The organism is Qipengyuania sp. 902, from assembly GCF_051195295.1.
Lineage (GTDB): Bacteria > Pseudomonadota > Alphaproteobacteria > Sphingomonadales > Sphingomonadaceae > Qipengyuania.
In genome coordinates this window covers 222583-235504 of the sequence record NZ_JBNJLJ010000004.1, presented here as the reverse complement: position 1 = coordinate 235504, position 12922 = coordinate 222583, and the positions used below count along the sequence as shown (strand labels likewise).

General features: G+C 63.6%; 12 protein-coding genes and 1 pseudogene. 3 read left to right on the top strand and 10 right to left on the bottom strand.

The genetic code is table 11. The features are described 5' to 3' along the window. Positions 1-31 precede the first annotated feature (31 nt). Genes ACSH0F_RS13445 through acnA form a run of 3 tightly spaced genes read right to left on the bottom strand, consistent with a single transcriptional unit; the run spans position 32 to position 3859 of the window. On the bottom strand, positions 32-748 hold the full coding sequence (locus ACSH0F_RS13445; protein ID WP_435203622.1) for a prolyl hydroxylase family protein: 717 nt from the start codon (positions 746-748) through the stop codon (positions 32-34). 16 nt (positions 749-764) lie between these two features. Next, positions 765-1187, bottom strand: coding sequence for a rhodanese-like domain-containing protein (locus ACSH0F_RS13440; RefSeq protein ID WP_435203620.1), 423 nt, complete (start codon positions 1185-1187; stop codon positions 765-767). Beyond that, entirely contained in the window at positions 1184-3859 is a 2676-nt protein-coding gene (acnA, locus tag ACSH0F_RS13435; RefSeq protein ID WP_435203618.1) for an aconitate hydratase AcnA, read from the bottom strand. Before acnA ends, ACSH0F_RS13440 begins: the two co-directional genes overlap by 4 nt. A gap of 230 nt (positions 3860-4089) precedes the next feature. Between acnA and ACSH0F_RS13430 the strand changes: the two genes are divergently transcribed. Next, entirely contained in the window at positions 4090-4239 is a 150-nt protein-coding gene (locus tag ACSH0F_RS13430; protein WP_305933360.1) for a hypothetical protein, read from the top strand. Here ACSH0F_RS13430 and ACSH0F_RS13425 read toward each other — a convergent pair. Further along, positions 4236-5123 carry a DMT family transporter gene (locus ACSH0F_RS13425; RefSeq protein WP_435203616.1) on the bottom strand — a complete coding sequence of 296 codons (888 nt, stop codon included), beginning with the start codon at positions 5121-5123 and terminating at the stop codon, positions 4236-4238. The genes ACSH0F_RS13430 and ACSH0F_RS13425 overlap by 4 nt on opposite strands. A gap of 149 nt (positions 5124-5272) precedes the next feature. Between ACSH0F_RS13425 and ACSH0F_RS13420 the strand changes: the two genes are divergently transcribed. Then, positions 5273-6697 (top strand): L,D-transpeptidase family protein, encoded by a 1425-nt coding sequence (locus ACSH0F_RS13420; protein WP_435203738.1) that lies wholly within the window; start codon positions 5273-5275, stop codon positions 6695-6697. Positions 6698-6784: 87 nt separating this feature from the next. Here ACSH0F_RS13420 and ACSH0F_RS13415 read toward each other — a convergent pair whose 3' ends face one another. From ACSH0F_RS13415 to ispG, 3 genes are all read right to left on the bottom strand, one after another. Next, positions 6785-7480: a murein L,D-transpeptidase catalytic domain-containing protein gene (locus ACSH0F_RS13415; protein WP_435203614.1), complete on the bottom strand. Its 696-nt coding sequence runs from the start codon at positions 7478-7480 to the stop codon at positions 6785-6787. Between the two features lie 55 nt (positions 7481-7535). Beyond that, entirely contained in the window at positions 7536-8069 is a 534-nt protein-coding gene (locus ACSH0F_RS13410; protein ID WP_435203612.1) for a retropepsin-like aspartic protease family protein, read from the bottom strand. Between the two features lie 61 nt (positions 8070-8130). After that, a complete protein-coding gene (ispG, locus tag ACSH0F_RS13405) occupies positions 8131-9273 on the bottom strand; it encodes a flavodoxin-dependent (E)-4-hydroxy-3-methylbut-2-enyl-diphosphate synthase (RefSeq protein ID WP_435203610.1) in 1143 nt (380 codons plus the stop codon). Between the two features lie 70 nt (positions 9274-9343). Between ispG and ACSH0F_RS13400 the strand changes: the two genes are divergently transcribed. Further along, positions 9344-10345 (top strand): zinc transporter ZntB, encoded by a 1002-nt coding sequence (locus tag ACSH0F_RS13400; protein ID WP_435203608.1) that lies wholly within the window; start codon positions 9344-9346, stop codon positions 10343-10345. On the opposite strand, the pseudogene ACSH0F_RS13395 reads toward ACSH0F_RS13400, so the two are convergent. The 3 genes and pseudogenes from ACSH0F_RS13395 to ACSH0F_RS13385 form a co-directional block, all read right to left on the bottom strand. Further along, a pseudogene (locus ACSH0F_RS13395) lies at positions 10227-10520 on the bottom strand (NrsF family protein); the annotation flags it as partial. The gene ACSH0F_RS13400 and the pseudogene ACSH0F_RS13395 sit on opposite strands and share 119 nt — an antisense overlap. Before the next feature lie 52 nt (positions 10521-10572). Continuing rightward, positions 10573-11535 (bottom strand): SDR family NAD(P)-dependent oxidoreductase, encoded by a 963-nt coding sequence (locus ACSH0F_RS13390; RefSeq protein ID WP_435203606.1) that lies wholly within the window; start codon positions 11533-11535, stop codon positions 10573-10575. Positions 11536-11634: 99 nt separating this feature from the next. After that, positions 11635-12885, bottom strand: coding sequence for a mechanosensitive ion channel (locus ACSH0F_RS13385; RefSeq protein ID WP_435203604.1), 1251 nt, complete (start codon positions 12883-12885; stop codon positions 11635-11637). Between the last annotated feature and the right edge of the window lie 37 nt (positions 12886-12922).

The following is a 12922-nucleotide window of genomic DNA, read 5'->3' as shown; positions in this document are numbered from 1 at the left end:
GGCCGGTCGGGTCTGATCTTTCGCGCGGGGCTCAACGGTAGTTTCGGCTCCATTCGCCTTGGCGATACCATTGCGTAATCACGTATTTGCGGCCCGCCGTCACCGGCAGGGCTGCGTGCCGCGTATTGCGGTTCGGGCGGCCCTTGCGGTCCATATTGTTCCAGGCGACCAATAGCCCCGGCTCAGGCGTGATAGTCAGGCCGAGCCGCGGGAACTCGGTCGCGCCGCCTTCTTCCACCGCGTTCAGATAGACCATGGCAGACCAGCTGCGCTGTCCGCCGCGCCGCCGTTCCTGCCGCCAATGCGGGCGCTCGCTACGGAAGAAATCGCAATGGTGGCGATATTCCTCGCCTTCGAGATAGCGCTGCCCCTGGATCGTCTCCGCATGCTTGCGATCGACGCCGAGCGTTTCGTCGATCCTGAGGCCCAGCGCTGCGGTCTCCGGCGCTTCAATAGCGAAGAAATGCGTCGAGCTGGTCCGGCCAGAGGGATATTGGCTTTCAGAAAACAGCGTGGAGGGGCGCAAGCGGGTTTCGATGATCGCTACCAGACTGGCGCACTGCTCGGCGGTCAGGAAACCGGGGATCAGGAACAGATCCGCCTTATGCCCGCCGCGCTCCTCGGCGTTCGAATTCGCTGCCAGTCGTGCGCGGACTTCGTCGCCGATCTGTGCCAGCTTGCCAGGGTCGGCCATCGGGTCGGGCGTGGTGCCGCCGAAGATCTGTGCGAGGCGCATACGAAGCGACATATCGCGCCGCTTATCCTCAGTCGCGTTGGAGAGACAGTCCGGCGGCTTCCCAGGCGAGAATGCCGCCCTCGAGGTGCACCGCATCGCGGCCCGTAGCCTCCGCTAGACGGTCGGCCGCAATGCCGGAGCGACGGTCCGACCGGCAATAGAGCATGCGCTTGGCGCCGTTCGTATCGGGCAGGGCGGTAGGATCGAACCGGTCGAGCGGGATATTGACCGCCCCTTCGAGATGGCCCTCCGCAAACTCTTCGGGCGTGCGCACATCGATCAGCTGGATCGGTTCACCGGCCTCCAGCCGTGTTGAGAGCGCGCGCGGCTCGATTGTCAGGACACCGGCGTCGGCACCTGCGATCTGTGTTTCCTCGGCCTGCGCTCCGCCACCGGCACAGGCGGCGAGAAGCCCCGCCGCCAGACCGGTGAAGAGCGCCTGCCTGATCACGCGGCGGCCAGCTTGCGCAGCACGTAATGGAGGATGCCGCCGTTGCGGTAATACTCCATCTCGTTGGCCGTATCGATGCGGCAGAGCGCGGTGAAGCTGGCCTTGGAGCCGTCCTCATGCGTGACTTCCACTTCGACGTCCTGCCCGGGGGTCAAGTCGGCGAGGCCCTTGATCGAGAACGTATCGTTCGCGCCGAGGCCAAGACTCTGGCGGGTGTCGCCATCCTTGAACTGCAGCGGCAGCACGCCCATGCCGATCAGGTTGGAGCGGTGGATACGCTCGTAGCTCTCGACGATGACAGCGCGCACGCCGAGCAGGATAGTGCCCTTGGCTGCCCAGTCGCGGCTGGAGCCGGTACCATATTCCTTGCCCGCGATGACGACGAGCGGCGTACCGTCTTCCTTGTGCTTCATCGCCGCATCGTAGATCGGCATCTGCTCACCCTTGTAGGTGGTATATCCACCTTCGACGCCGGGGACCATTTCGTTCTTGATGCGGATGTTGGCGAAGGTGCCGCGCATCATGACCTCGTGGTTGCCACGGCGCGAGCCATAGCTGTTGAAGTCCGCCTTCGAGACCTGGTGGCTCTTAAGGTATTCGCCAGCGGGCGAGTCTTCCTTGATCGAGCCTGCCGGGCTGATGTGGTCGGTCGTGGTCGAATCGCCGAGGATCGCCAGCGGTTTGGCATCGGTGATGTCGGTGACCGGAGCGGGCTCCATTTCCATACCGTCGAAGAACGGCGGGCTGGCGACATAGGTGCTGGTCGGGTTCCAGCGATAGGTGTCCGAGGCCTCGACATTGATCGCCTGCCAGTGCTCGTCGCCCTTGTAGACGTCGGCATAGCGGCTCTCGAACATCTGCCGGTCTATATTGGCTGCGCGGTGCTCGGCGATTTCCTGATTGGTCGGCCAGACATCGGCCAGCATCACGTCGTTCCCGTCCTGGTCCTGGCCCAGTGGAGTTTCGGTGATGTCCTGCGTCACCGTGCCGAGGATCGAGTAAGCGACCACGAGCGGCGGCGAAGCGAGGAAGTTGGCGCGCACGTCGGGCGACACGCGGCCTTCGAAATTGCGGTTGCCCGACAGGACACTGGCGGCGACGATATCATTGCCATTGATGGCCTTGCTGATCGGCGGCGCAAGCGGGCCCGAGTTGCCGATGCAGGTGGTGCAGCCATAGCCGACGAGGTCGAAGCCCATGGCGTTGAGATCGTCCTGCAGCCCCGACTTCACGAGGTAGTCGGTAACCACCTGCGAACCCGGTGCGAGGCTGGTCTTGACCCACGGCTTGGGCTTAAGGCCCTTCTCATGCGCCTTCTTGGCGACAAGGCCGGCCGCAATCAGCACATCTGGGTTGGAGGTGTTGGTGCAGCTGGTGATGGCCGCAATGACCACATCGCCATCGCCGACATCGTGGTGCGTATCTTCCACGTCGACGCGCAGCGGCTGGTCCTTGCCGTAGATCGACTTCAAGTCGGTGTTGAACAGCTCGTCCACCTGCGGCAGCGCGACACGGTCCTGCGGGCGCTTGGGGCCGGCGAGGCTGGGGACGACCTTCGACAGGTCGAGGTCGAGCGTCTTGGTGAACACCGGCTCGTTCTCCGGCGTGAACCACATGCCCTGTTCTTTCGAATAGGCTTCGACCAATGCGATGGTCTCTTCATCGCGGCCGGTCAAGCGCATGTATTCCAGCGTCTTGTCGTCGATGCCGAAGAAGCCGCACGTCGCGCCGTATTCGGGGGCCATGTTGGCGATCGTCGCGCGGTCGGCGAGAGTGAGATTTGCAACGCCTTCGCCGTAGAATTCGACGAAGCGGCCGACCACGCCGACTTCGCGCAGCATCTGCACGCAGGTCAGCACGAGGTCGGTGGCAGTCACGCCTTCGGCCATCTTGCCGGTCAGCTTGAAGCCGACGACTTCGGGGATCAGCATGGAGATCGGCTGGCCGAGCATGGCGGCTTCCGCCTCGATCCCGCCGACGCCCCAGCCCAGCACGCCGAGGCCGTTGATCATGGTGGTGTGGCTGTCGGTGCCGACACAGGTGTCGGGATAGGCGATCGCCTGTCCGTCGGGGTCCTCGGACGACCACACGCCCTTGCCGATGTACTCCAGGTTCACTTGGTGGCAGATGCCCGTGCCCGGAGGCACGGCGGAGAAATTCTCGAAGCTCTTCGAGCCCCATTTGAGGAAATCGTACCGTTCCGCATTGCGAGCGTATTCGAGTTCGACGTTCTTCTCGAAGGCCTTGGGGTGGCCGAATTCGTCGACCATGACCGAGTGGTCGATCACGAGATTCACCGGAACCTGCGGATTGATCTTGGAGGTATCGCCGCCGAGCTTGCCGATCGCATCGCGCATGGCGGCGAGGTCGACCACGCAAGGCACGCCGGTGAAATCCTGAAGGAGCACGCGCGCCGGGCGGTACTGGATTTCCTTGCCGGTCTTGGGGTCCTTCTGCCAGTCGGCGATCGCCTTCGCATCGTCGGTGGAGACGGTGAATCCATCGTCTTCGAACCGCAGCATGTTCTCCAGCAGGACCTTGAGGCTGAACGGCAGTTTCGACACGTCGCCGATCTTCTCCGCCGCCTTGGCGAAGGAATAGTAAGCATAATCCTTGCCGTTCACGGTGAGAGTGGAGCGGGTTCCGAGCGTGTCCTTGCCGACCTGGGTCATGCGCGCGATATTCCTTTCAGTTGAGAGCCGTCAACGACCAATGGTCGGGATGGCCAAATGTGCCGCGCACCTGCGCGCAAAACGGGTAAAAATCAAGGGTGATGCGTGCTCCAGCGCAAGCATTGCGGGAACGAAATGGCTGCTTCAGGGCTTATTAAGGCAAAATAATGGCATTCTTGATCGCATGGAGCGCGTGACGCGCTTGCACTGCGACCACAAGGGGAACATCAATGGGTTCGCAAACCATCAAACGGCAGCGCACGAAGCGCACCATCCGTACGGCGATCGTCGCCGGATCGCTTATCGTCGCTGGCTGCTTCACCGCGGCCTTCACTTTCGCGGAAGAAACCGCGACGGCGGCCGAGCGACCGGTCCGCTAGACGGCAGCAGGTTCCGGACGGACGCCGGTGGTTGCAATCCAGCAGCCCGCCACGATCAGGACTGCGCCGCCTGCCGCGGTCCACGTTACATTCTCGCCCAGCATAAGCCAGCCGAAGAGCGAGGCCCAGACGAAGCTTGAATATTCGAGCGGGACCAGCACTTGTGCCTCGGCCCGCGCATAGGCCCACGCCATCGTCAGCGCCCCGCCTACCGTCAGGAGCGCGCCCGCCGTCACATCGTCGAGCGCCTCGGCCGGCGGAAGGCTGAACAGGAATGGCGCGGCCAGCAGGTAGACGCAGCCTGCAATCCCCATGTAGAATGTCGCGACTTCCAGCGGCTTGGCGACCAAGGCCTGCTGGCGTTGGAGCACCAGGTTCCAGGCGTACAGTAGCGCCGAGAGCGTGATCGAAGCGAGGCCGATCATCGTGCCTTCGTTGAGATTGCCCCTGCCGAACTTGCCTCCCACGATCACCAATACGCCCACGAGACCAAGCACTGCCCCCCAAACGGCCCGCGGCCGCAGGCGCTCGCCCAGCAGGAACGCGGCGAGGTAGAGCGAGGCGATCGGCGCGACGAAGGAGATCGCGATGGTTTCCGCCAGCGGCAGCTTGGTCAACGCGAAGAAGAACGTCAGTGCCATGATCGAGCCGACTGCGCCGCGCGTCAGGTGGATTCTCATGACGGCGCGGGCAGGCCATTTGGAGCGTAGCGCGAGCCAGATCGGCGCCACCACCGCAAAGGCGATCCCCGCCCGCATCAGTGCCGCCATATAAGCGCCCATCGCCAGTGCGGCGTTCTTCATGAAGGCATCCATCAGGGAAAGCATCGCGATACCGGCAGCGGTCGCCAGCACGGGCCTGAAAGGAGATGCGGACGCGCTCATCCGTGCCTGCCTAGGGGCGGGGCGCGGTTTCGTCACCAAAATGTGAGCCAGTTCAGCCTTTCGACAGCCAGTTTCTTGGACAGTCGCAGGCAATCGCTTATATTGCCGCTGTCCGCCAATCGGGACTGGCGGCGCAACTGGTGGAACAGATGACCAAGATGAAATTCCTTATCGGCACTGCGTGCGGCGCAGCGCTCGTCGCGACCTCGGCCCTGGCGCAGGACAGTGCGCCGGAGAACCTCTTGCCACCCGAACCGGAAAAGGTGAGCGAGCCGCTGCCCGACATGCGCGAAGCCGCGCCGGAGATGAATGCACAGCAGAGCGTGAACGATGCCTTCGGCGACATCCGCATGCGCAGCGGCGAAGTGGTGCAGGAAATCCCTTCGCTGGTCGGCGAATGGAGCGCCGGCGATGCGGCCAAGCTGCTCGCTTTCATCCCGACCGTCGAAGCCGAAGGGCTGGTTCCGGCAGATTACGACAGCACTGCGTTGCAGTCCGCGATCGCGGCGGGCGAGAGCCCCGCGCTCAACGAAATCGCCAGCCAAATCTTCGTGTGGCTGGTAGAGGATCTGCGCGACGGCCGCACGCCGATGGAGGCGCGCAAGCAGTGGTTCGTGGTCGATCCCGATGCCGACACCAACCCGACGCACAAGCTGCTCGAGAATGCTCTCGCTACCGGCCGGATTGCCGAGACGCTGGCCTCGCTCAATCCTGTCGCGCCCGATTACGCGCGGCTCAAGGAGGAGTTGGCCAAGACCACCGATGCGAAATCGCGCAAGCTTATCCGTGCGAACATGGACCGTTGGCGCTGGCTGGGGCAGGACCTCGGCAAGCGGTATCTCCTCACCAATGTGCCGGAATACCAGCTGCGGCTGACGGTCAACGACAGGATCATCAAGAATTACCGCGTGGTCGTCGGCAAACCAGGCCGCACCGCGACGCCGCAGCTCGCTGAGATGGTCGAGGCAGTGATTTACAACCCGACCTGGACGGTGCCGCAATCGATCGTGAAAGGCGAAGGTCTGGGCGCGAAGGTTCTCGGCAATCCCGGCTGGGCGCGCGCCAATGGCTACAAGGCGACCAAGGGCGCCAATGGCTGGGTCACCGTGGTCCAGCAGCCGGGCCCGGGCAATTCGCTCGGCCTGATGAAGCTCGACATGCCGAACGAGCATGCGATCTTCCTCCACGACACGCCGAGCCGCCACCTGTTCGCCCAAGACAACCGCGCATTGAGCCACGGCTGCATCCGTGTGCAGGGTGCTCGCGAACTGGCGATGACCATGTCGATGCTGGGCAATGCGAAAAGCAAGGAAGACCTGCCGCGCATCCAGGAGGAAGTCTCCGAAATCACCCAGAGCGGCGAGTACACGCGCTATGCGATGGAACGGCAGTGGCCGGTCTACATCACCTATTTTACCATGGGCGTGGACGTGAACGGCAATCTGACCAAGTTCGCCGACATCTACGGTCGCGACGCTCCGGTGCTCGCCGCGCTTGACGCCCCCCGCCAACGCGACCGCGCGCGCAAGACGAGCGAGGAAGCCGTCGAGATCATCGACGATATGCAGACGTAAAGTGGGTCGTCCCAGCGCAAGCTGGGATCGCTTGCAGGTTGGCGAATTGTTGAAATCGATCCCAGCATTCGCTGGGATGACGGTACATTAGTAGACCCCCGGATTGGTCCGTTCGAAGGTACCGCCACCTTCGCGGCGGAGCAGTTCGGGCGAGGCCACGCGCCGACCGTCGCTCTGGATGCCGAGGCTGTCGGCAAAGAGCAGGCGTCCGCCCGACAGGTCGATCAGGGCGCGGTCGAACTGCTCCGGCCCCATGGCGAAGCAGCCGTTCGAGCGACCGAGGCGGCCCCAACGAGCAACGTGCTCGGGCGTGGCATAGCCCGCTTTGTGCATCACGATGGCGCGGGGCAGGGCGTTGGAATTGGTCGGGTCGAGCCCGTCGAGCCGGATCGATGTGCCGAACTTTCCGACATACCAGCTGCGCGTCATGTAAGCGCCGCGGCTGGTGCAGTGCGAGCCCTCGACATTCGAATAGCGGTCGAGCCACCCGTCGTGCTCCGGATCGGAACCGTCGCCATGGCTGACATGGTAATTCGCCACCCGCTCGTTCTCGACATCGACGAAATAGAACCGTCGCTCCGCCGAATGGACGCCGAAATCGGCGATCCCGACGATGTCCCGCTTCCAGATATCCCCGCCGACACGGGCGAGCTGTTCGCGCGCGATCTCGAGCAACACACGGTCGCGTGCCGCATAAGGATTGACTTGGGCAAACACGCGCGCGGGAACGGCAGCGATTGCACCCGCTGCCAGCGTCCCCGTCAGAAGATCGCGCCGTCTCATCAAGACCAATGTAGCAGAGCCGCTATAACGGCACCATGAACAATTCGTCGGTTCGTCACCCGCCGAGCACCATCCGGTCGCCTTCGATACGGACCGGCTCGATGGTGCGCAGGAAGCTCTGGCCTAGCAGCGAAACGCCGAGGCCCTCGGGGACAATGACGCCGTGGACATTGCTCGCCTCGTGACCGCCGAGCGAGACATGATCGAGCTGCACGTTCACGCCATAGACCGGCCCGCTTGCCCCCTGGGCCACAGGGCGCACATCGGCATCGTTCCAGTACAGGCCTGCAGCGCGCGCATCCGCGCCGGTAAGGGCGACCATGCTGGCGCCGGTATCGACCATGAAGTTCACCGGCGTGCCGTTGATGGCGACGCTGGCATAGAAATGCCCGTCGCTTTCGCGCGGCAGGATCGTTTCGCCTGAAGTCCAGGCGGCATAGCTCTTGTCAGCCTGGGCCTGCGCGATTTCGGCCCTTGTCTCGGCGATCCCTGCGCCATCGCCTTCCGCAGACACATCCGCATCCGTGCCGCCCCACACGATGGCGACGAAAGAACCGGCTGCTATGGCAAAGAAGAGGGCTTCGCGCATACGAACGAACGTCGCAGGCCAAGCTTAAAAACGGGTAAAGCGAACAGTCGCCTGAGGGAGGTTATTCCGCCGCTTCCTTCGCGTGCGGATCGAAGGCGATCGCATCGCCCGCCTCGATCAGCGCAGCCTTTTCCTCGACCAGCTTCACGATGTGGTCGAGCATGTCCTCGCTCTCGATGTGATGGTCCTTCACGCCCGAGAGATAGACCATGTGCTTGCCGCTTCCGCCGCCGGTCAGGCCGATATCGGTCTCGCGCGCTTCGCCGGGGCCGTTGACCACGCAGCCGAGGACCGAGAGGCTCATCGGCGTCTTGATGTGCTCGAGCCGTTTTTCCAGCGCTTCGACCGTGCGGATCACGTCGAATCCCTGGCGCGAGCAACTGGGGCATGACACCACCCGCACGCCGCGGGTGCGCAGGCCGAGCGATTTGAGGATCTCGTAGCCGACCTTCACTTCCTGCTCCGGCTCGGCCGAAAGCGAGACGCGGATCGTGTCGCCGATCCCGGCCCACAGCAGGCTGCCGATACCGAGCGCGCTCTTGACCGTGCCGCCGACCAGCCCGCCCGCCTCGGTGATGCCGAGATGGAGCGGGCAATCGACCGCCTCGGCCAGCCCGTGATAGGCCGCGACGGCGAGGAACACGTCGCTTGCCTTTACGGCCACCTTGTACTCGTGGAAGTCGTGGTCCTGCAGCAGTTTGATATGGTCGAGTGCGCTTTCGATCAGTGCTTCGGGACAGGGCTCGCCGTATTTTTCCAGCAGGTCCTTTTCGAGGCTGCCCGCATTCACGCCGATGCGGATGGCGCAGCCGTTGGCCTTGGCCGCGCGGACGACCTCCGCCACGCGCTCGGACGAGCCGATATTGCCAGGATTGATCCGCAGGCATGCCGCGCCCTTGTCCGCGGCTTCGAGGGCGCGCTTGTAGTGGAAGTGGATGTCCGCGACGATCGGCACGCTGGCCGCGCGGGTGATGCGGTCGAAGTTCGAAGTCGATTCCTCGGTCGGGCAGGACACGCGGATGATGTCCGCGCCCGCGTCCTCGCAGCGGCGGATCTGATCGATCGTCGCGGCCACATCCTCGGTCGGCGTATTGGTCATGGTCTGCACGGTGATCGGCGCATCGCCCCCGACGGGGACGTTGCCGACCATGATCTGGCGAGACTGGCGGCGCTCGATATCGCGCCAAGGGCGTACGGAAGACATGCGTGTCGATATAGAGGGCCGATGAGGAAGGGGCAATGACAAGCGCCGCGCGCTGCGGCATGACGCATTCATGAGCGAAGCGACCGACGATAGCCAGACCGACACTCCGCTGCTGTTCGGGCGCGTGCTGAACGGGCAGGGCGGCGCGCGCACGATTGGCTGGGAGGAAGCGCAAGGCTGGCAACCGGCGGGGCCGGGCGAGGTCATGTGGCTGCACGTCTGCCGCAATCGCGACGGGGTGCAGGACTGGCTCGAGAACGAGTTGCAAATTCCCGAGCCCACGGCAGAGCTGCTCACCAGTGACGCCACTCGTCCGCGTGCCTTTACCGAAGGCGAGGCGCTGGTAGCGACGCTGCGCGGGATTAATTTCAACCCCGGGGCCCAGCCCGAAGACATGATCTCTATGCAGGTATGGTGCGACGGGCGGCGGTTGATCACGCTGCGCCGCCATCCGTTGCAGACCCCGCGCGAGGTCGTCGCCATGCTCGATCGCGGCAACGGACCGCCCGATGCGGGGGCGACGATCACGCTGCTCGCGGAACTGCTGATTACCCGGATGAGCCAGTCGATCGTCGACATGAATGCCGTGCTCGACGAGCTGGAGCATGACGATCCGGATGAACAGGCCGAGCGCATGCTCAAGCAGATCTCCACCATCCGCCGCAACTGCCTTGGCCTCAAACGCCACATGGCGCCGCAGCACGAGGCTCTGGAGCAGATCAGCCGCGATGCGCCCTACTGGTTCGAGGAACACGACCGCCGCGAGATCGCCGAAAGTATCGCGCGCCTGCGCCGCTATCTCGACGATATCGACATCAGCAAGGAAAGCGCGCTGGTGCTGCAGGACGAAATCCGCGCCCGCAGCCTCGCGAGCAGCGAACACGCGACTTATATGCTGACGATTGTGGCGGGCATCTTCCTGCCGCTCGGCTTCCTGACCGGCCTGCTCGGCATCAATGTCGGCGGCATGCCGGGGATGGACGATCCTGATGCGTTCTGGGCGGTGGTGGCGCTATGCCTGTTCGTCTTCGTCGCGCTGATCGTGATCTTCCGCCGGTTGCGCTGGCTGTAGATTGCAAACGCACGAGGGTCGGGTCGATCAGGCGACCGGCGACTGCAGAAACGATGATCGGCAGAACATGCCAACTCGCCAGATGCGCCATGGGGTCGATCGGGCACGAAAGGCCAAAGGCGAAAGTCCCGATCGATCCGGCAAGGATGCCGGTGTAGAGACCTGCGGAATTGAGCGAGACCGGGGCATCGAGGAACGGGGCCGGGTTACAGGGTTCGCGAAAAAATTCAGTAGGCGAATGTCTCGCCGACCATCTCCTCGCTCATGGACCACAGCCGGTCGGCATTGTCGGGATCGATCGCGTAGCTCTTCACCCCGCCGGTCGTATCTTCGTCATCCTGGTTGGCGACGTGACAATCTTCGCAATAAACGCCGCCTGCGCCTTCCAGCTCGTCGGTAGTGGCGACCCAGCAGGTGGTCGCCGCGCCCTGCGGGATGGTCTTGAAACCTTGCGGCTCCTCGCCGCTCTTCTCCGCCATCTTTTTGATCCGGTTCATCATCCAGGTCATGTCCTCCTCGGTCATATGGCGGCCGAGATTGGTCTGGATGCCGCCCGGATGCAGCGCGTAGGCATGCACGCCCCTGTCGCTCAGGCGCTTTTCGAGTCCGACGGAAAAGAGGATATTGGCCGTCTTGGACTGGCCGTAAGCCGTCCATTTCTCGTAATCGCGCTCCTGATAATTCGGGTCGTCGAAATGGACGTGGTCGAAATGGTGCCCGCGGCTGGAAAGGTTGACGATCCGCGGGCGATCGCCCTTCTCGACCAGCGGCATCAGCAGGTTGGTGAGCAGGAAGTGGCCCACGTGATTGGTGCCGAACTGCAGCTCGAACCCTTCCTCGGTCCGCTCCAGCGGCGGGGCCATGACCCCGGCATTGTTGATCAGCAGATCGATCTTGTCGAAGCGTTCGTTCGCTTCTTTCGCGGCTTTGCGCACGCTGTCGAGCGAGGCAAGGTCGCAGACCAGGGTTTCGACTTTCGCGCCGGTCGCATCGGCGATCTCTCGCGCGGCATCGTCAAGCTTGGCCGCATCGCGGCCCGACAGAACGATGTGCGCGCCCATGGCTGCCATCGCCCGTGCTGTCTCCTTGCCGAGGCCGGAATAGCCACCCTTGATCAGGGCCGTGCGCCCCGACAGATCCTTGCCTTCGAGGACCTCGTCCGCCGTGCTGGAAAATCCGAATTCGCTCATGCCGCTCTCTCCTCGTATCTCTAGGCAGGTGACCTAACACGAAAAACGGGGCGCGGGATTCGAAATTCCCGCGCCCCGTTCATTAGGTGCGATTGGCGATCAGGCGCCCGGAGGGAGGGGATCCTCTGCCCTGGGCGCGGCCTTGCGGCTGCGCTTCGGCTTCGGTGCTGCGGCAGAGCCGCCTCCGCCGAGATCGCTGTCCATCTGGTCGAGCTTGCGCGCCGCCCAGTCGCGGCCGCCAAGGCCGAAGGCGAGGGCGCCGGCCACCGCCACACCGGCGATCAGGATCGTCAGCGCATTGGCCGGGATCATGCCACCGATGCCGGTAAACTGCAGGCCCATGAACACGAACAGGATGATCGTCGCCCAGCGCACGATCGTGGCTGCCGTTGCGTTCTCCCCGTCGCCCGAGATCAGGCGGGCGAGGAGATTGGCAATGAAGAAGCCGAAGGCGATCACGACTGCGCCGAAGATCACCCGGCCGCCAAGTTCGAGCACCTGGTCGAGGATTGCGGTCAACTCCGGAAAGCCCAGCAGGCGCGTTGCGGCGATAGCGAAGAACAGGATGATCGCCACCTGCACCACACGGGCGATGATGCCCGATGCGGTGGTGCCTTCGCCCACCATGCCGGTTTCCGCCAGCGCCCGATCGACGCCGAGGCCGGGCAGTACTTCCTTGAGCACCTGCACCACGAAACGGCTGATCAGATAGCCGATGCCCAGCAGGATCGCCGCGGCGATGATATTGGGAATGGCGTTGAAGATCAGTTGCAGCATGGAGCTGGCAGGGCCGCTGATGCTATCGATGCTCAATGCTTCGAGTGCCATGATCGACACGAAAATCACGATGATCGCGTAGACGATCGTCGCGATGGTCTTGCTGATGGCGCTGTTGCCGGTGACGCTGTCGACGCCTCCGCGATTGGCCCATTTGTCGAAATCGACGGTCTGCAACGTCGTCATGATCAGGTCGCGCACGATCCGCGCCACCATCATGCCAATGAAGAAGATCAGCCCCGCACCGATGAGGTTGGGGATGAAGTCGACGATATTCTCCAGCAGGCTGTCCACCGGTCCGGCAACCGCGCCGAGGCCGAGGATCTGCAGGATGACGAGCAGGCCGAACAGCCAGATCAGCAGGCTGACGATCTTGCCGAGGCTCTCGCCCAGCGATGTCCCGCTGCCCGTGTGGCGCTGGAAGAATGAGATATTGTCGACCAGCTTGGCGAAGGCCCATTTGGCGGCCTTCGCGGCCAGCCAGGTGATGACCAGCACGATGAGTGCGAGCCCGACCTTCTCGATGACGTTCATCGCCACCTCCTGGTCGAACCGGTAATTCCCGATGCGCATTGAATTTCTCCCCAGTTTCCCCCTCGCGATCACAGCT